At 44.3% G+C, this 20768-nt stretch carries 10 protein-coding genes; all 10 read right to left on the bottom strand.

The features are described 5' to 3' along the window. Nucleotides 1-33 precede the first annotated feature (33 nt). Nucleotides 34-1893: a winged helix-turn-helix domain-containing protein gene (locus JK628_RS01850; RefSeq protein WP_202287589.1), complete on the bottom strand. Its 1860-nt coding sequence runs from the start codon at nt 1891-1893 to the stop codon at nt 34-36. A gap of 826 nt (nt 1894-2719) precedes the next feature. Next, a complete protein-coding gene (locus tag JK628_RS01845) occupies nt 2720-4777 on the bottom strand; it encodes a M13 family metallopeptidase (protein ID WP_202287588.1) in 2058 nt (685 codons plus the stop codon). A 484-nt stretch (nt 4778-5261) separates the two neighbouring features. Further along, the gene (locus JK628_RS01840; protein ID WP_202287587.1) at nt 5262-7478 is read right to left on the bottom strand and encodes a patatin-like phospholipase family protein; all 2217 of its coding nucleotides are present in this window, start codon (nt 7476-7478) and stop codon (nt 5262-5264) included. A 74-nt stretch (nt 7479-7552) separates the two neighbouring features. Further along, a complete protein-coding gene (locus JK628_RS01835; protein WP_202287586.1) occupies nt 7553-12025 on the bottom strand; it encodes an EAL domain-containing protein in 4473 nt (1490 codons plus the stop codon). A gap of 142 nt (nt 12026-12167) precedes the next feature. Further along, nucleotides 12168-13598, bottom strand: a complete 1431-nt coding sequence (lpdA, locus tag JK628_RS01830) for a dihydrolipoyl dehydrogenase (RefSeq protein WP_202287585.1) — start codon at nt 13596-13598, stop codon at nt 12168-12170. A gap of 159 nt (nt 13599-13757) precedes the next feature. Beyond that, on the bottom strand, nt 13758-15419 hold the full coding sequence (gene aceF, locus JK628_RS01825) for a dihydrolipoyllysine-residue acetyltransferase (protein WP_202287584.1): 1662 nt from the start codon (nt 15417-15419) through the stop codon (nt 13758-13760). A 12-nt stretch (nt 15420-15431) separates the two neighbouring features. Then, nucleotides 15432-18095: a pyruvate dehydrogenase (acetyl-transferring), homodimeric type gene (aceE, locus tag JK628_RS01820; protein WP_202287583.1), complete on the bottom strand. Its 2664-nt coding sequence runs from the start codon at nt 18093-18095 to the stop codon at nt 15432-15434. A 66-nt stretch (nt 18096-18161) separates the two neighbouring features. Continuing rightward, nucleotides 18162-18914: a pyruvate dehydrogenase complex transcriptional repressor PdhR gene (gene pdhR / locus JK628_RS01815; RefSeq protein WP_202287582.1), complete on the bottom strand. Its 753-nt coding sequence runs from the start codon at nt 18912-18914 to the stop codon at nt 18162-18164. 273 nt (nt 18915-19187) lie between these two features. Next, nucleotides 19188-20039 carry a beta-lactamase regulator AmpE gene (ampE, locus tag JK628_RS01810; protein WP_202287581.1) on the bottom strand — a complete coding sequence of 284 codons (852 nt, stop codon included), beginning with the start codon at nt 20037-20039 and terminating at the stop codon, nt 19188-19190. Between the two features lie 36 nt (nt 20040-20075). After that, complete coding sequence (gene ampD, locus JK628_RS01805; protein ID WP_202287580.1) at nt 20076-20618, bottom strand: 1,6-anhydro-N-acetylmuramyl-L-alanine amidase AmpD; 543 nt, start codon at nt 20616-20618, stop codon at nt 20076-20078. Nucleotides 20619-20768: the final 150 nt, after the last annotated feature.

Genomic DNA, 20768 nt, shown 5'->3' with positions numbered 1-20768 from the left:
TTGTAGAGGAGCTTTCTCCTCTTATAAATTGACTTAAAATAACCTACTCGGCAATTGTGACAGCTTCTGATGATTATGTTGGCGCCATGCCTCTGTTGACTCACCCACTATAAATTGACTATAGCGAGCGAGCTCCTGTTTGTTACCCGTTTCAGCATGAATAGATAAGAGTAATAATGCCGCATTGAGCGATGCAAACCGATCACCGACCATACTTGCATCCTTAAAGGACTTTGATCCATAGGTTGCGGCCTCAAGCCAACGTTGCTGGGCAAAGTAAAGTTTAGCGACTAAGTAACTTTCAGTAATCGTTAATGAAGATGCTTCGGTAAATAACCTATTTAGCTCTTGCCAACGCTGCTGTTCAATAAGCAACTCAACTAACAATATTTGGGCTGAATCAATTAACCAACTTTTTCTGTTAGGCTTAAAAAGTGCGAGCACACGTCTAACAAAAACCTCTTTATCGTTAACGTCATCGGCGCTAATTGCTTTATGTAAATATATCTGAGCGTAATGCTCCTCAGGTAAATCGGAGCCCTTAATTATCAGTTCGGCTTCTTCTAGCAATAAAGCAGCATCTATCTTATGGTCTAGTTTATAGCTAAAAATATAGAGATAATTTAACGCTGATAACTCCCTAACCGGATCTTTAGCAACACGGGCTAAGTACATTGAGCGGCGTAAGTATTTTCTAATATCAGCATAATGCAGTCGATTACGCGCAACCAACGATAGTGCTTTAGCAATATCACTCTGTAATTGAAAATGTGTTAATTGCTCTGCTGCCTTTTGGGCAGTAATTAGCTGTACTTCAGCACTGTCAGATAAGCCTTGTTCGGCCAAAATATTACCGATTGCTAGCTCTGAGCGAGCCTGATAAAAACGATTACTACCAGCATTATCTTTAAGCTCTTCAGCTAGTAAAAGTGCTTTATTTAAGTTTCCCATTTGCAAGTATGAACCAATTAGCCGCTCCAAAATAATTGCATCTTTAGGAAATCGTTGATTCAACATCGTTAACTCTGAATGATTCGCATCACGATGATTGCGAGTAATAAGTAAAGAGGTGTTAGAGACTCGATCCAAGTGGCTGACTAACTGTTGCAAGGCATCTTCCATGGTGAGAGATTGAAACTCGCCATCCCAACTACCATTTGGACCATGCAGCTGATAACGCAAAAAGTAGTTTGGCTTTGCCTCGCTCACTGCAATTGCTAGTACTAATGTTGGTTGTTCTGATTCGAGTAACCTCTGAAAGTACTTGCTTGGAGTGTTGATATATTGCTCAAACGAAACATCCGTTTTTAATAGGCTAAGCTCAATATATTCACTTGAGGCTAAAAGCTCTTTAAGTTGGATTGAGACACTTTGACTTGTATCAACAGCATCTGAAATACTAGGATCAATCAAAAGTGGCACAACTTTTATTTCAACATGCTGCTCATGGTTAGGAGGGATATCTAAACTGGGATCGATGTAAAAAAATGACAATGCAAACAGCAACAGCAGAGAAAATAGCAATATATAGGTAGCTGGTTTCCCTTTCATGGTACTTGATTGATTTACTTGGTTAGCTAAAGAGGTCGGTGCCGATTGAGCATCATCTAATGACAATTGCCATTGATAGCCTTTACCAGAGAAAGTTTTGATTGCATGCTCACCAAATATTGAACGTAAGCTACTAATATTTTGAAATACAGCTTGCTCAGATACAACTTTCCCTGACCATACAACATTTAAAATTTTACTTTTTGAAACAATATTTGTAGCTTCATTTAACAATAAGGTAAGTACCTTGGCTTCGTTGTTTCTTATCGGAATAATGACGTTACCTCGATATAGAATCAGCTCTACGCTATTAAATTGGTAGTCTTCAAAGCTATAAATCATTTTTATAATCTTATCTCAACAGATATCTTTGGGTCAGTGTAAACTTTATTTGTTTAACATACATTTACTAATCTAATAACTCACAAAATATGCCCTAACTGACGCTTCAGAAGTGCGTTAAAGCCTCTCTAAAAACCAAACTTCGTAATGTCCAACGGCTTTTTTCGTGTATCCATGCACTTTTAGGCATTCAGCCTATCAGGCGGGAGGATCGTTTTTTTGGAACAGTCATTCCTAGGTATCTGACCCATTTAGATCAAGACTTGTAGGGTCAGAGTAAACTTTATAATTAGTCACCCTAGTGCTGAATGATTGAGAATTCCAACCGAATGTTGATGCGCAAGAGGCCTTCGAGAACAGTATGTTTTCGTTGAGTCCACAAGGATGTGTTCACGGCGTGTCTCAGCAGTATCTGTACTTACGGTCGTTCGTTTATATAGGCCCAATAACGACATTCGGACATCCTGCTCACCAGTACAATGAGCTTACTAGCTATTCATCTGAATTGGGCGGTGCAAGCTTCTAAATCATGGATGATTTAGCAGAGCCTATAAGGATATATTCACGGCGGCTTGGAAAAGCTCAATGCAGTTGAATTGCATTTGGTTCAACTTAAAACTCAAATGCTAAACAATTGTGCTTTTCTAACCCAGTGCAGATGCGGCAGAGGTCATTGAAACAACTATCGCCAAAAGTTACTAAACTTGAGGCCAATAGCCAGTGACGACAAGTCCACTTTCATCCCAATCAGTAGCCAATACTCATAATAAAAAGCCCATCGAATGATGGGCTTTTAGTATTTAGTTATAGGTTAGCAAAACTAGCGTTACCAAATTTTCACTCGCTCATCTTCCGTCAGGAACATCTTGTCACCCTCTTTAAGATCGAATGCTTCATAGAAGGCAGGGATGTTACGCGGCGTGCCCATTGCGCGGAAATGACTTGGTGAATGTGAGTCGGTCATCAGTCGGCGACCTAGCTCTTCATCGCGATAGTTACGACGCCATACCTGCGACCAACCAATAAACAGACGCTGCTCACCCGTTAAACCATCAATGACCGGCGAAGGCTTACCGTTGAGAGTCATCGCATATGAGCGTGCAGCGACGGTTAACCCGCCTAAATCACCAATGTTTTCACCTAAGGTTAAGTCACCATTGACGAATTTTCCCGGCATCGCTTCATAGCCAGCATACTGAGCCGATAGCTGGGCACCACGCTTTTGGAACTCTTGACGATCTTTATCAGACCACCAATCACGCAGATTACCATCACCATCATATTTAGCGCCTTGATCATCAAAACCATGGCTGATTTCATGACCAATTACCGCACCAATACCGCCATAGTTAATCGCATCATCGGCATCCATATTAAAGAATGGCGGCTGCAAGATTGCGGCTGGAAACACAATTTCATTCATTACCGGACTGTAGTAAGCATTTACCGTTTGCGGCGTCATATGCCACTCCGTACGGTCAATTGGCTTACCCAATTTAGCAAGCATCGCTTTATACTCAAATTGGGCATAACGCTGGTAGTTACCCACCAAGTCATTGGCTTCAATATCTAGCGCCGTGTAATCTTTCCACTTGTCTGGATAGCCAATCTTGTAGGTGAATTTCGCCAACTTCTCCTGAGCCGCAACCTTGGTTTCGGGTGTCATCCACTCCAGTTCATTGATACTAACTTCAAAACCCTTAATCAAGTTTTGGATCATCTCTTCCATTTTGGCTTTCGCTTCGGGCTTAAAGTTTTCCTTAACATACTCTTCGCCTACCAACTCACCAATGACCTGATCAGCGGCATCAACACCTTTCTTCCAACGCGGCTTCTGCTCTTCAATACCCATTAAAGTATTACCATGGAAGGCAAAATGAAGATCAACAAAGTCTTTGCTGAGTAGCTCAGCGTAGTCATCGACAAGATGAAAAGCTAAATAGTCCTGCCATTCGCTCACGCTAAACTGATTAAACTGATGACCAAACTTGTCAAAGTAAGATGGTTGACGCACAATCACTTCCGTCACCTTGTCTATATCGGCACCCGCAGAAAATTGCACAAAATCGAAACCTTCAACTAAGCCTTGCAGCTGCTGACGGTCCATCTTGTTGTAACTTTTATTGGCATCACGCGACTCAACACGGCTCCATTGACTTTCGGCAATAAATTTTTCGATTTTCGCTACGCTTTCACTGGCACGCTTTGGATTGCTATAGCCCGCTTTCGTCATCAAGTCATCGATATATTGGTTTAGCGCTGCTCGATTGGCGGCGAATTTCTCATCATCTTTTAGGTAATAATCTCTATCTGGCAAAGTCAGGCCTGACTGATAGAGATAAACCCCATATTGGCTGGAGTTTTTAGCATCGTTATTGACGTAAAAACCGAATGGAACCGTTGAACCATGAACCAATAAGCGGCCCATTAGGGTCGCGATATCGTTGTGAGTCGATGCAAAGGCTATATCTGATAATTGATCTTTTAGTGGTGTGATCCCCAAGCCTTCTACCGTACCGATATCCATAAAGCTCGCATAGAAGTCACCCACCTTTTGCTCACTGCTGCCTTTAACCTTGTTTGGCTTTGCCGCTGCGGCCTCAATAATTTTTTTCAACGCTTCTTGGCTTTGCTCATAAAGAACTGAAAATGAGCCATAATTGGATTTATCAGCGGGGATCGGTGTGTTCGCTAACCAAGTACCATTGACGCTGTAGTAAAAATCGTCTTGATGACGAACAGCAGGATCAAAATTGGCTTTTTCAACACCAGAAACAACTGTAGATGTGGTACTTTCAGCAATGCTGTCTTTATCACTACTACCACAGGCTGCAACACCTAATGTTAATGCAATGCACAGCGCTAATTGACTTACCTTATTCATATTTATCCCCGATTTAATCCTTTAAAAGCTGCTTTTAGATATCGTAAAAAAATCGTTTAATTCATATAGCTCTCTATGTTTTAGACTAAAAATACCAATTCCGCTAAATATGTGTTCAATTCAGAGCTTTCTCAGGGCTCTTCAATGTTAGGCGCATCGTTAAAGAAATGGTTAATCCCTTTTGAGGCAATGCAACGCCACAGTGAAAGTTCTGAGAAGCTCACGTAGTGCGGCTGATGTTAAAAGCGATGGCAAAAGCGCTGTATGCTGCGTTAGATACTCTTGATATAGAATAACTATTAGCTTCAATCATCCGCTAGCCACATGGATGTGGCGAATGTCTGTATTGCAGGAGCAAATACAGCCCTTAGCTACAGGGCTTTGAATTCCCGCTGAATGAACAGCTATTTATAGGAATTGGTATATGCCCAAACTTGTCACATTTTATGCTGTTATTTCCAGCGCTACGGCCACTGTTTCTCGGTTACCAGTTCTTACCGAGAAACAGAAATACCGTTTTCTCACCATCATCTGACGCGCCAAAGCCAAATGCTGCAGGCCCAACGCTAGTGTCTATACCAAGGAAAATACTACCGGCATAGATGAGATCATTTAGTGAAACGTTATCTTTTTGATTCCAGACGTTACCCGCCTCAAGGCTAGTGCCGAGATAGAGTGGATACTCAGTCATGCCTAATACATCGCGCCCTAAATCATATTGATATACAAAAGCACCAAACACTTTATGTGAGCCATATAGAGCATTTTTATGATAACCAGAAAGGTTTAAAAAACCGCCCAACTCAGATACATTGACCGTGAAGGCACCATCTTTATCAACGGTTGCAAAGGAGGCTATGCCGACAAATGCATGATTACCAACACCGACAGCGCCCCGCCAATCGGCTTCAATTTGCAATGAAACATCAGAGGATTCAGAGACGACATCTTGATCATAGCCCTCTTTTCGAAGGTACATATTTAGCGTGAAGCGATTACCCGAAGTCGGGAAGTTAATACTATTGAGATCATCATAGGCAAATTTAAAGTAGCCACCGTAGCCATCATAATCGACCTTGCCAAGTTGCCAAAATTCGTTCTCTAAACTACCGACCTCGCCCAATAACCCGACCTCAAGTTTACCGTTTTGGGTATAATTCCAACCGATACCCACCTCAGCTCGATAAGCTGTTTGTTGCAGCTCAAGAATACGACTGTTATCTTCGAAGAAGCCCCAATCTTTAAGCTCATATTCAACCCGGGCACGACTAAAGTAATCTTGATCTTTGGACAAGGGTTGATAAAACTCCGAGCCTAATAATTTGTCGAACCCGAGCGAGATCTCATTGCGCCATTCGCCGCCATTCTCGGTCAAGTCTGTCATGGTGTACGCCACATCCAGTGAGATAACTGAATCGAGGCTAAAATCATCTTCCCAACTAAAGCCTAATTGGAAATAGTTCGGGCCCCAAGATTTAGCTTTAGTGGTAACGGTGAGCACTCGCCCATCGGCAGTGTCGGTAAACTCAGCATCAACACGCTCAAATTTATCCAATGAGTAGACCCGTGCAATTCCCGCCTCTAGGGAATCGACGGTGACATGATCACCAACATCCAGATTTAGGCTATCGGCAAGTAACTTCTCACTCACTTTAGAGTCATTGTCGTAGATGACTTTAATCAATGGTCGATTCAACTCGTTAAGCCATAACTTGCTTTTACTGCGCTTGGCGGCAAGGTATTCACTAAACTCCTGCTTAGAGATGCTATATTTTTCGAGCTTAGCTAATTGCTCTCTAGCAGCAATTTCGCCTAAAGGTAAGGCGATAGGCATGATGCTGAAATCAGTGGTACTTAACTCACCAATATTAGGCCTAATGAGAATATCTTCATCTGACAATAACGCTTTTTGCCTCTCTGCGCTGGCATTGGTGAGAATGGTCGAAAGCTGATTGAGCACAGCAATAGTACTGTTAAGTTGCTCTTTACCGACAAGTGGCGAACCGATATCGACCGCAATAACAATATCTGCTCCCATCTCTTTAACCACGTCTATCGGCATATTGTTAGCGATACCGCCATCAACCAATAGCATTCCGTTGATGACTGCAGGTTGCAGTGCACCCGGGACCGACGCAGAGGCTTGCATTGCAGCGACAAGGCTGCCCTCACTTAAAACCACCGCTTGGCTGGTCGCCAAGTTGGTTGCAACCGCTCTAAAAGGGATTGAAAGCTCATCGAAGTGACCAAACTGCTGCACCAAGTTAGTGGAGCTTCGCAGCAATTGCGACATTGACTGACCGCGCAGTAAACCCGCTGGCATTTTGACTTGTTCATCGCTATAGCCGATGCTGACTGGGATATTATATTTGTCACGGATCTCTTTATCTTTAAAACTCAGCTGTTCACGCGGAATTGTATCTGAATAGCCCTTATCCCAATTGGTATTCATCATAATGGCTTCTATTTCGGCAGCGCTATAACCCAGCGCATACATGCCCCCAACATAGGAACCGATACTGGTACCAGTGATGTAATCAATAGGGATATTTTTCTCTTCGAGCACCTTAAGCACGCCAATATGCGCCGCGCCTTTTGCGCCCCCCCCACTCAGTACTAGACCGATCTTTGGCCGTTCTGTGGCGCTAACAAATGTTTGAAAAAAAACTAGCAAACAAAGAATAATAATTCTATGTATCATAATGACTTATTCAACTCTTCCAATGATGTTTTAACGTAGGGTATTTAATTAACTTGTGCAAGCTGTGCCATAAGTTACCCTGCTTGGGGCTGTAAACTCACTTTTGTCTGTAACGCCATGTAAGCATCTAAGTCAATGCATGACATAGGTTTAGCAAAGTAGTATCCCTGGATGACATAACAACCACGGCTAAAGACCTGCTCTAGCTGCTCATGGGTCTCAACTCCTTCAGCGATAACATCTAACTTTAAGTTTCTTGCGAGCTCAATAATACTGCTAGCAATGGCCTGATCGGCTTTATTAGTTGCAATATCAATAAGAAAGGAGCGATCAATTTTCAAACTATTCACTTCAAAATGACGTAAATAGGCCAAGGAGGAATAACCAGTACCAAAATCATCAATCGCGACATCCACCCCTAAACATTTGAGCTCTTTTAGATGTTGCTTTGCCACTTTAAGCTCTTTCATTAATACGCCCTCAGTGATCTCTAGCGATAGTGAGCGATTGGGCATCCCTGTTTCAGATAAACTTTTCTCGACACCCTGGATAAAATCCGGCTGACGAAAATGCAGCGCTGAGATATTGACCGAGACTTTAAGCGGTTCATCTAAAATTACCGACCAACGCGCACCATGGCGGCAGGCCTCACGCATAACCCAACGGTCAATTTCAACAATCAGCCCGCATGCTTCGGCAACTTTAATGAAGATATCGGTGCGCACATAGCCATCTTTCGGGTGATTCCAACGTAGTAAGGCTTCCACCCCAACGAGCTTGTCATTCTGTAAGATATCTATTTGTGGCTGGAAATGAAGCTCAAACTCATCCCTTTCAATTGCTTTACGTAGATCGGCCTCAAGTCGTAAATGATAAAGTGCCTCAGCATTACGCTCTTGAGAGTAATACTTAAAGTTTCCTTTGCCTTCATCTTTAGCATGATACATGGCCAAATCGGCATTCTTGATCAGTGTCTCTGGCTGTTTAGCATCTTCAGGCCACAGACTGACGCCGATACTGGTTGAGATATAAAACTCCCGTCCATAAAGATCAAACGGTTTTTCTATGCTCGCCAATAATTGCTCACAAAGCTGATTAATATTGTCAATATCGGTATCGCTACGGAGCAAGATAACAAACTCATCACCACCAAAACGGCACAACACATTGTCATTACTGACAAATGCTTGCAATCGGTTTGACGCTTCAACAAGCAAAGCGTCGCCCATGCTATGACCATAAGAATCATTGACGTGTTTAAAGCGATCTAAATCCAAGAATAGTAGGGCGAGATTACCCCCCTCTTTTTCAGCCTGATAAATTGATTGTGATAATTTGCCAGAAAACGAAGAGCGATTTGGCAAACCTGTGAGTACGTCATAATTTGCGAGACGACGAAGATCGGCTTCAGTACGTTTGCGATCGGTAATATCGGAAAAGACCACAACATAGTGGGTCGCCTCCCCATTAGCATTCAAAATAGAAGATACATTTAGCCAAACTGCACACTGCTGCTCATTGGCGCAAGCCACTGTACTCTCACCGGTCCAGCTCAAGCCGTGTTGCAACAGGTCTGCAATATGAGTCCCCGATTTTTTACCCTGCAATACTTCTGAAAAAGACCGACCAATTAGCCTGCGATCATCAAAGCCCAAAATATCTTGCGCGGCCTTATTGGTCACTTGGATCAGTTCGTCTCTGTCGTATATCAGTACCGCCTCTGTTGTATTTTCAAATGCTTGAGCAAGTAAATAAACATCATCCTTGAGCTGACGCTGCTCTGTTATATCGGTATAGATACCAGCAACACGCTCAATGGTACCGTTAACACTATTACGCTCAACCGGTCGACCTAATACCCGCACCCAGCTCCATACAGTATCGCTTTGCATGAAGCGATACTCGACTTCGAAGCGATCAGTGCGCTCTGCAAGCATATCCTTCCAAGCACTAAGCACATTGCTTTTATCTTCGCTATGAATAGGAAATTGACCGAGTTTAAGGCACACCTGATTACCTTGATCACTAAAAAAACCGCCGCCATTTTCGAGCCTAAAAATATCCGTCTCTAGGTGCCACTCCCATAGCTCGGAGTTACTGCCTTTCAATGCCTGTTTTAATCTATTCTCACTCTCTGTAAGCGCTAAATTAATCCTTCTGAAAGCCATCACCTGTCGCTGTCTGATAAAAATAACCCCAAGCCCTAGCAGTAATAACACAACGAGTAAGAGGCCTTTAAACCAGAGGGTTTGCCACCAGTACATCTCCACTTTAAAAGCGAAAGAAAAAGGACTCGCGGACCAGACTTCATTCTGTAAACTAATGATTTCAAGTACATGGGTACCCGCATCTAAGCCTGAAATGTTTAACTGGGATTGACCATCAAGGTAGATATAACTACCACCCGTTTTATCTGTAGCGCGACGCAAGCGGTATTGCAGTTGTAACGGTTTTTCGTCAAGGTAGTTGTTACGAGCCAGTTGAAAACTCACCAGCAACGCGCCCGGTAAAATACGATGGCCGTCTTGCGGTACTAAGCTTATTTCGGTGCGGTCTTCGAAGTAGACCTCCATCGACTCAAGTAAGATAGTATCTCTCACTGTGCGGCTTTTAAGCTTAGCAACATCTAATAGCATGGCACCATCTGGCGTGCCGACATAGAGCCCGTCAGCTGAGGCAAGTACTGCGCCTTCATTTAACTCATCACTAATAAAGCCATCTTCAGCGGCAACAACAATTATCTCATCTGTCAAAGTGTCGAAACGGATAATCGTGCGTGGACAGCCTATAAGGCGATACTGTCCAACCTCTTCAATAAAATACACACTATTACAGCTGATTTTCCACTCTTCAGTCAAAGAGCGAACATGGCCAGTTTGCGCGTTGTATTCAATGGCGCCACGGTCTTCAAGTCCAATCCAAAAAAGATCCGCCTCTACTTCTTTCATGGTATTAACCGAAGTCTTGCCCCACCCTTGTGCTAGCGGAGCAGTTACGGCATGAAAATTATTTTGTTCATCGAGATAGCCGAGCAACCGATCACCGCCAAGCCACAATCTCTGCGAACTATCTCGGCTTACATATTTGATAATTTGTAACTGGGCGATACTATTATCAGCACTCAAACTGACATACTGAGGCTCTGCCAAACCGGGGTCCCAAAAGAATAACCCTCTATTGGTGGCGAACCAAATACGTCCCTTGATGAGGGTATCGAAATAGGTGTCGTAAACTGTTTTATTCTCTAGAGTGCCCGTCCCCCCCATCCACTCGCCGAATGTTTGCGTATGAAAAGTGTTTTTATTAACAACCGAGAGCCCATTCGTACTTGAAAGCAATATGTTTTGCTCATCCAGAGGGTCAATCCCATAGATACTGTCATTTAGATCAATATTCTTGGGCGTTATAAAATAGGGATTCTTCGTTTGCCTGTCGATGAGCTGTAACCCAGCATCAGTGCCTAACCACATATCCTCCTCATCCGCGTAGATAGACCAAATGACCTCATCAGGTAGCTGATAGGGTACAGCTTCACTAAACTGATCTAGCAGAAAATCGGGTTTATCTGCTAATACGGCAACCCCATCACCTGAGCCACCGATCCATATAAGACCAGAGTCATCAACCGCGATATCGTGTATATAATCGATATTCGACTTTTGCTTTATCTCATTACCATAGAGTTGCCCAGACGCTGCATCTGGCAACCATTTAAAGAGACCGGATCGAGTTGCCAGCCAAAGAAAACCTTTTTTATCCTCAGCAATATGGGTCGTGTAATAGGGCAGCTGTGGTATCTGACGGATCGATAAGTCTTGTTGCATAAGCTCAAAAAAGCCTTTGCTTGAACTTATCCAAACCCGCTGGTTAGAATCTCTAAAAACCTGCTTAATCTGACCGTAACTCTCTATCCAAGGCAGTACTGCAAGCCGCTGGCCCTGTTTATCTCTAACTTCAATCTGCCCCTTTGTAGCCAGCAGCAATCGATTGTCTGAAATGGCTGACAAGGCACGCCAAGGGGAATCTTGATTACTGCTTAAAAAATTAATCCGTTCTAGCGTCATTTTGGAATAATCAAAACGTAGTAGCTCACCCTCCCGAGTCAGTATAATTCGCTTGCCATTGTCATCTTCAATTTGCGAGATGATCCCTAGACCTGCAAACTCAGGAAATAGAGTACTACTACCAAAAGCAGTAAAAGTATTAGCGTAGATATCGTAGAGGTAGATGTCGTAGAAGCTACTAACAAGCAGATGACGTTTACTTAAGGGGGAAACTAAATGAATCAAATTGTCACTCAACTTCGAGTCTAAACCAACCTGATCGAGCCTTCTAATTTTGGTGCTACTAACACGGTAAAGACCCTCTTCTGTAGCAAGCCAGGTGAAACCATGGGCATCGAAACTTATGTCCAGTACAGTACCGTTAATGAGTCCATCACTGGCGGTAAAAATACGTTGAACTACCCCACTAGCTAGTGCTGGCGTGGAGCAACTAATCAATAATAAGACAAAGCTAAACCATTTTTTTATGATTCTTATTCTCATTGGTATATCAGGATTTTTTAGATTACTTGAATGTATCATTTAGATAACACGGAATCACGCTTTGATTGGACAAACTCCAAATTTACTGGGCTACAGCCATAAAAAAAGCGCTCATAAGAGCGCTTAATTCATAAGAAAAAGCTTACTTTTTCTTTTTTGCCTTAGGGTTAGGCAAGTCAGTAATTGAACCTTCATACATCTCTGCAGCAAGCCCTACTGATTCGTGTAAAGTTGGGTGCGCATGAATGGTTAATGCTAAGTCTTCAGCATCACAACCCATTTCGATTGCGAGGCCAATTTCACCGAGTAATTCGCCACCGTTAACACCAACAATAGCACCACCGATAACACGATGAGTCTCTTTATCGAAGATAAGCTTAGTCATACCTTCGCTCGCATCAGATGCGATTGCACGACCACTTGCAGCCCAAGGGAAAGTCGCAGTCTCGTAAGCAACACCCTGCTCTTTTGCTTCTTTCTCAGTAAGGCCAACCCACGCGACTTCTGGGTCAGTGTAGGCGATTGATGGAATAACTTTAGGATCGAAGAAGTGCTTAAGACCCGAAATAACTTCAGCAGCAACATGACCTTCATGCACACCTTTGTGTGCCAGCATTGGTTGGCCAACGATATCACCGATTGCGAAGATGTTAGCTACGTTGGTACGCATCTGCTTATCAACGTTAATGAAACCACGCTCATCAACATTGACGCCAGCTTTCTCTGCGTCTAAGCCTTTACCATTTGGTGAACGGCCAATCGCCACAAGAACTGCATCATAACGAACAGGTTCAGCCGGTGCTTTCTTACCTTCCATTGTAACGTAGATGCCATCATCTTTCGCTTCAACAGCGGTCACTTTAGTTTGCAAGATTAAGTTAAACTTCTTCTTAATCTGCTTAGTGAATACGCGAACAACATCTTTATCTGCAGCAGGAATGACTTGGTCAAACATCTCAACCACATCGATTTCGCTACCAAGAGATGAGTAAACGGTACCCATTTCAAGACCGATAATGCCGCCGCCCATAACAAGCAACTTACCAGGGACTTCTTTAAGCTCAAGCGCGTCAGTCGAATCCCAGATACGTGGATCTTCATGGGGAATGAAAGGCAACTTGATAGGACGTGAGCCCGCTGCAATAATCGCATTGTCAAAGTTAACCACTTTAACGCTGCCATCTTCCGCCGTCACTTCCATTGTATTTGGGCTAGTGAACTTACCTAAACCATTAACAACGTCTACTTTGCGCATTTTAGACATTCCGCCTAATCCGCCTGTAAGCTGACCAATCACTTTTTCTTTAAAGCCACGAAGCTTTTCAAGATCAATCTTTGGCTCACCAAAAACAACACCGTGATCGGCAACAGCTTTTGCTTCTTCAATCACTTTAGAAACATGAAGCAGTGCTTTAGATGGGATACAACCGACATTTAAGCAAACGCCGCCCAATGTGCTGAAGCGTTCAACGATGACAGTATCTAGACCTAAATCAGCTGCACGGAATGCTGCTGAATAGCCTGCAGGGCCTGCGCCTAGTACAACTACCTGAGTTTTGATTTCGTTACTCATGTCTTCCTCTATTCTTTTTATGTCGTTGGCGGGAGCACCGGCTCAACGATAAAGTGGGGCCAAATCTTGTAGGTGGCCGCATTTTAACCTTTGTTTGACACTGATCACAATCCTAGTCGTAACAGAAAAAAGGCTACTCATCATGAGCAGCCTTCAACTTTACAAAATAAGCGTGCGAATATCACTGAGGATGGTTGAAAGCGTGACACTAAATCGCGCAGCCATCGCACCATCGATAACACGATGATCGTAAGATAATGACAGTGGCAACATCAACTTAGGCTCGAACTCTTTACCATTCCACTTCGGCTTAATTTCAGATTTGGACACACCTAAAATAGCCACGTCAGGATAGTTAACGATAGGCGTAAATGCCGTACCACCAATACCACCAAGACTTGAGATCGTAAAACAGCTGCCTTGCATATCGGCTGACTTAAGCTTGCCATCACGAGCACGCAGAGAGATATCCATTAACTCACGTGATAGTTCAACAATGCCTTTCTTATCGACATCACGAACCACTGGCACCATAAGGCCATTTGGCGTGTCAACGGCTACACCGATATGGAAGTACTTCTTCTTGATCAGTGACTCGCCATCGGCGCTTAAACTTGAGTTAAACACAGGGAATTCAGCTAACGCCTTAGCAACCGCTTTCATCATAAAGACTAAAGGCGTGATTTTATAATCCGCTTTCTTCTTCGCAGCAACCGCGTTTTGATCTTTGCGGAATGCTTCCATTTCAGTGATATCGGCTTCATCAAACTGGGTCACATGTGGAATGGTCACCCAGTTGCGATGCAAATTAGGGCCAGAAATTTTCTGAATGCGACTTAACGGCACCTCTTCAACTTCGCCAAACTTAGCGAAATCAACTTTAGGTGCTGCAATCACGTTTAATCCGCCTGCGCCACCAGCAACGGCAGTTGCTGCCGATGCTTTAGGACGACTTAGCTCATACTTGATGAACGCTTGAACGTCCTCTTTCAGAATACGACCTTTGCGACCAGAACCGCTAACCTGAGTCAAATCTGCACCAAATTCACGTGCTAAACGGCGAACAGCAGGAGAGGCATGTACCCCACCCGTCTTAGGCTGATTGCCCGCGCTTGGATGATGCGGAACAGGCGGCTTGCTTGCTGCCTGAGCAGGAGTTGGGGCACTTGCTGCTGGAGCTGGCGCGGCAACGGGAGCCTCGACTGCTGGCACTGATGCTGCTGGAGAGGCACTGCCGACTTCTAGCATCAACACTAATGAACCCATCGAGACCTTGTCACCCAAGGTCACTTTAAGCTCTTTAACGATACCCGCTGAAGGTGCAGGCACCTCCATGGTCGCTTTATCCGTCTCTAAGGTAATGAGTCCAGTATCAACATCAATCTTGTCACCAACAGCCACTAAGACTTCGATAACTTCAACATCACTTGCATCACCAATATCAGGAACCGTTACCTCTATCACCTGTGTTGCGCCAGCAGGCGCTGCAGCGGCAACAGGAGCTTCAACTGCAGCGGGTGCTGGAGTCGGTGCGGCAACTGGCGCAGCAGCAACCGGTGCTTCAACTGCAGGAGCAGATGTTGCTGCGGCAGACATCATCGCAATCAACTTACCTTCTGATACGGTATCGCCTACAGCCACTTTAAGCTCGCTTAACACGCCAGCGAAAGGTGCTGGAATATCCATGGTTGCTTTATCGCTTTCAACCGTGATGATTGACTCTTCTGCTGCCAGCGTATCGCCTACAGCAACACAGATTTCGATAACCTGAACTTCATCACCACCGATATCAGGAACCAAAACTTCTTTTAATTCAGCCATTTTGTTTCCCTCTTACGCGTACTGTGGGTTGATCTTGTCAACGTTGATACCATAGTCTTTGATGGCTTTAGTGAGCACATCGACAGGTAGTTCGTTACGGTCAACAAGGGCTTTGAGTGAAGCGATAACGATAAACTTAGCGTCAACTTCAAAGTGATGGCGTAAGTTCTCGCGGCTATCACTGCGACCGAAACCATCTGTGCCCAACACTTTGTAATCCGTTGGGATATAAGCACGTAGCTGCTCACCGTAAATCTTCATGTAGTCAGTAGCCACAATCGCAGGTGCATCTTTTGATAACACTTCGCTGATGTATGGTACTTTTGGTGTCTCTGTTGGGTGCAGCATGTTGTAACGCTCAGCTGCTTGGCCATCACGAGTTAGCTCATTGAAGCTAGTCACGCTGAATACATCAGTAGTAATACCGAAGTCTTTAGACAGTGCGATAGCCGCTTTACGAACTTGCTCTAGAATGGTACCACTACCCATTAACTGTACTGAGCCTTTACCGCTACCTTGTAGTGTTTCAAGCTTGTAGATACCTTTAACGATACCTTCCTCGCTACCTTCTGGCATAGCTGGCTGTTCGTAGTTCTCGTTCATCGTTGTTAGGTAGTAGAAAACATCTTCCTGCTCACCATACATACGGCGAATACCATCTTGAACTACAACCGCAATTTCATAACCATAGGTTGGATCATAAGAGATACAGTTTGGAATAGTGTTAGCCAAAACATGACTATGACCATCTTGATGCTGTAGACCTTCGCCGTTAAGCGTTGTACGACCCGATGTACCACCGACCATAAAGCCACGTGCACGCATATCACCTGCAGCCCAAGCCATGTCACCAATACGTTGGAAACCAAACATTGAGTAGTAGATATAGAAGGGGATCATTGGCGTATCGTTAACAGAGTAACTGGTTGCCGCTGCGACCCAAGATGACATAGCACCTAGCTCGTTAATCCCCTCTTGCAGTACCTGGCCCTTCTTATCTTCACGATAGTAAGCCACTTGGTCTGAATCTTGTGGCTCATACTTTTGCCCTTCGTGAGCGTAAATACCAACCTGACGGAATAGACCTTCCATACCAAAGGTACGTGCTTCATCTGGGATAATCGGTACGATCTGCTTACCAATCTTCTTATCTTTAAGCAGAGCGGTCAGAATACGCACAAATGACATGGTGCTTGAGATCTGACGACCATTCGAGCCTTTGAGCACTGAATCAAAAATCTTCAATGACGGCACTTCAAGATCTTGCGAGAACTTCTCACGACGTGCAGGCATCGCACCGTGTAGCTCTGCGCGGCGCGCTTTTAGATACTGAACTTCTTCTGAATCAGCACCTGGATGATAGAAAGGAATATCTTCTAGCTGATCATCACTGATTGGGATATTGAAACGATCGCGGAAGTATTTAAGTGACTCAACACCCATCTTCTTCACGTTGTGGGCGATGTTCTTACCTTCACCCGCATCACCCATGCCGTAACCTTTAACGGTTTTAGCTAGAATAACTGTTGGACGACCTTTGGTGTCTTTAGCGTGCTGAAGTGCAGCAAATATCTTAACTGGATCATGGCCACCGCGATTTAGACGCCAGATGTCATCATCTGACATGTTAGCGACCATTTCGGCAGTTTCAGGGTACTTACCAAAGAAGTGTTCACGAGTGTAAGCACCACCTTTAGCTTTACAGTTCTGGTATTCACCATCAACGGTCTCTTCCATCAACTGCAGTAACTTGCCGCTAGTATCACGAGCAAGTAGTGGATCCCAATAACGACCCCAAATTACTTTAACCGCTTCCCAGCCTGCGCCGCGGAATTCGCCTTCAAGCTCTTGAATGATCTTACCATTACCACGTACAGGTCCATCGAGGCGCTGTAGGTTACAGTTAACGATAAAGCATAAGTTATCTAGCTCTTCACGAGCAGCAAGGCCAATAGCACCTAGTGTTTCCGGCTCATCACACTCACCATCACCTAAGAAACAGTAAACAGTTTGCTCAGAGCAATCTTTAATACCACGGTCGGTAAGATACTTAAGGAAACGTGCTTGATAGATCGCCTGGATAGGACCAAGACCCATAGAAACCGTCGGGAACTGCCAGTAGTCAGGCATCAACTTAGGGTGTGGGTATGAAGGTAGACCCTTCCCATCAACTTCTTGACGGAAGTTATTCATCTGATCTTCAGTGATTCGCCCCTCAAGGAAAGAGCGAGAATAGATACCTGGTGCGATATGGCCTTGGAAGTAAACCAAATCACCGCCGTCTTTCTCATTCGGACCGCGGAAGAAGTGGTTAAAACAAACGTCATAAATGGTGGCACTAGAAGCAAAGCTTGAGATGTGACCACCTAGCTCTAGATCTTTCTTAGAACCACGTAGCACCATAGCCAAGGCATTCCAACGGACGATCGCGCGAATACGGCGTTCCATCTCTTGGTTGCCAGGCATATGAGGCTCTTGACCTGAAGGGATTGTATTCAAGTATGCTGTAGTCGCTTTATAAGGTAGATGAGTACCATTACGACGAGCCTTATCAATCAACTTCTCTAACAAGTAGTGCGCGCGTTCAGGGCCTTCTTGCTCTAATACCGCTTGCAGTGAATCTACCCATTCTTGAGTTTCTAGTGGATCTAAATCGTGTAGCATATGTTCAGACATGACGCTGTCCTTCCCTATATACATTAATAATGAATTATATGAATAAAGTAGTGCTTGGCTTAGTGCCTAGTTACCACTTTTTAAGCGGCGCAGACTACGCTGCAACCGGCTATCTTCTTCCCTTACAGACAACATCACTTCTTCAATGTAACTTAAGTGTTCATTGGAAGCTTCGCGAGCTGCTTCTGGGTCTCGACGTACGATGGCAGCGAGCAATGCTAGTCTGTGATCGTTCGCCATTGTAGAGGCTTCTTCGCGTCGGCTTAAAAGCTCTAAGTTCTGTGCCACGTTTTTATGCAGCACAGGGGATAAACTGAGTACTAGGTGTAACATGGCCACGTTATGAGATGCTTCGGCGATAGCACGATAAAAACGTACAATCGCCTTCGCTTGCTCTTCTACTTCTTCTGCCGCATCCACCTCTAATATGGTGCGCTTGATATTTTGCATATCAGCGTCGTTACCACGAAGTGCTGCAAAATAAGCCATCATGCCTTCAGTGGCGTGACGAAACTCCAGCAAGTCGTATTGACTTTCTGAATCAGAATGCATTAACTCAACGATGGGATCGGCAAGACTTTGCCATAACTGCTCTTTTACATAGGTACCGCCACCTTGGCGGCGCATCAACAAGCCTTTTGCTTCTAGCTTTTGAATAGCCTCACGCAGTGATGGACGTGACACTTCAAACTGCAGCGCCAATTCACGCTCAGGTGGAAGCTTCTGGCCAGGCTGAATACTGCCCTCCAGAATCATCTGTTCCAACTGACCCATGATGACGTCAGATATTTTTGGCTGGTTTATTTTGCTATAAGCCATATGGCCCTCAGCTCCTATTGTAAATTGGTCTTACCAATTTAATTGACTGGGCGCACTTTATCAAATCACACTTTAGTTGTCTAGCAAGTGATCTGCATCATATTCGTGCGCGATGTGTGAGCATAGCTGATTTTTACCAACAAGGGGTCAGACCAATGTCCCAGTTGTACTTTGCTCAGGGTTATCTTGAGTGGATCGATATGGCAACCAATCGAAAAAAGGAGCAGCCCACCATTGGTGAGCTCTCCTCATACAGATGAGCGTCTAGCGGATCTAACTCACGACGCCAAAAATGGTCATCAGCGATAATACGGTAATAAGTAGAATAAAATTACGCTTACTGAGCTGTAACAGTGCAATTGTCGATTGTACACAAATAGGTGCCGAAGATGATTCAGGCAGTGTTTCCGCTTCGATTGCCACCTTGGTAATAATGTCTCTGGCATCAGCTTTAGGGTTAAAGGCTAGGCTGATCCAAGCTGAGATCGATTGTCTAAAGTGACCGCTGAGCACATAACCAAATGCGAAAATTCGGCTAGGGATCCAATCAAGCACAAATAACAGAGGATCCACCAAGGGTAAATCAAGCTGACGATTACGCTTCTGTTCACTATAAAAGCGCACGGTGCAGTACAGCACTGAACCGACCGGACCTAGCAAGATTAAATACAACGCAATCGCGCCGTAATAGCGATAGTTTATCCAAGCCACACTCTGGCCCACTCGCTCGCCAAGATCTTGTTCACAGACAGATTCAAGGCATCGGCTCGAATCGAGCTCTGCCGCATAGTTAAAACACGCCTGAGTATCGCCACGGCAAGCCGCTTGAATGTAACGCTTAAATGCTTGTCTCTGTTGATTATGGCTAAAGCATAGCACCGCAACCCCAACCCAAAGTACTAAGCTAATAGCCCCCCAGAACATGCCGGATATAAACCAAGAGATAATATTAATTGATAGTGCCGGTAACAGCAGCGCCAACGCCATCATTAAGGTGGAACGAACTTGTTTATCGCCAAACAGTGCTTGATGGTATTTCGATAAGATCACATCAAATTGCCAAGCGTCTGGCAGTAAACGCATGCGTTCTACAAAAATTGCGATTAGTAATGAAAATAAAGCCATAGATTGTCCATCCTCGATCTTCTAAGCCGTAAAGTGCTATAGCAACTCTTTAAAGCGTTGCCAATCAAAACTGTTACCGGGGTCGGTTTTTCGCCCTGGTGCGATGTCACAGTGACCTACCATTCTGTCCGGCGTTAAACTTGGGTAAGACTCCATGAGTTTGCGAGCTAACTGCCCCAAACATACATACTGCTTGTCGGTATAGTCGATATCATCAGTGCCTTCGAGTTCGACCCCTACAGCAAAATCATTGCAGCCAGACCGCCCGTCATACTGGGACAATCCCGCGTGCCAAGCCCTGTCATCACAGGACACATATTGCACCAGCTCACCGTCACGTCGAATCAAAAAATGCGCCGACACTTGCAGCCCCTGCAAATCATTAAAGCTACTATCAGCACTCAGATCCAAACAGCCCTGAAAAAGCTGGTCGATATAGGGCAAACCAAAATGTCCGGCTGGCAAGCTTATATTGTGTACCACTAATAAGCTGACCTCGTTTAGCGGTCGTGAGTTAAAATGAGGCGATAAACAAAAGCGCGCCTGGGTAAACCAACCATCAATAAGAGAAAACGGCAAAAACAGACCTATTAACCGATGTAGATTGCTCACACTTTATCAGGTTTAACTCCATGAATATAGCTGCTGTTTTATCATCTCGCGTCATAAAAACTGGAACAATTCTAAAACAATAAAACAATAATGCTAGGCTTAAGCCTAAGGCTTTAT

Origin of the sequence: Shewanella sp. KX20019, from assembly GCF_016757755.1 — a bacterium.
GTDB lineage: Bacteria > Pseudomonadota > Gammaproteobacteria > Enterobacterales > Shewanellaceae > Shewanella.
The sequence above is the reverse complement of the archived record's forward strand: the minus strand, read 5'-3'. Positions and strand labels throughout refer to the sequence as shown.

Coding starts and splice junctions, on each gene's coding strand:
- JK628_RS01850 (WP_202287589.1), bottom strand. CDS start 1,893: ATGATTTATAGCTTTGAAGACTACCAATTTAATAGCGTAGAGCTGATT.
- JK628_RS01845 (WP_202287588.1), bottom strand. CDS start 4,777: ATGAATAAGGTAAGTCAATTAGCGCTGTGCATTGCATTAACATTAGGT.
- JK628_RS01840 (WP_202287587.1), bottom strand. CDS start 7,478: ATGATACATAGAATTATTATTCTTTGTTTGCTAGTTTTTTTTCAAACA.
- JK628_RS01835 (WP_202287586.1), bottom strand. CDS start 12,025: ATGAGAATAAGAATCATAAAAAAATGGTTTAGCTTTGTCTTATTATTG.
- lpdA (WP_202287585.1), bottom strand. CDS start 13,598: ATGAGTAACGAAATCAAAACTCAGGTAGTTGTACTAGGCGCAGGCCCT.
- aceF (WP_202287584.1), bottom strand. CDS start 15,419: ATGGCTGAATTAAAAGAAGTTTTGGTTCCTGATATCGGTGGTGATGAA.
- aceE (WP_202287583.1), bottom strand. CDS start 18,095: ATGTCTGAACATATGCTACACGATTTAGATCCACTAGAAACTCAAGAA.
- pdhR (WP_202287582.1), bottom strand. CDS start 18,914: ATGGCTTATAGCAAAATAAACCAGCCAAAAATATCTGACGTCATCATG.
- ampE (WP_202287581.1), bottom strand. CDS start 20,039: ATGGCTTTATTTTCATTACTAATCGCAATTTTTGTAGAACGCATGCGT.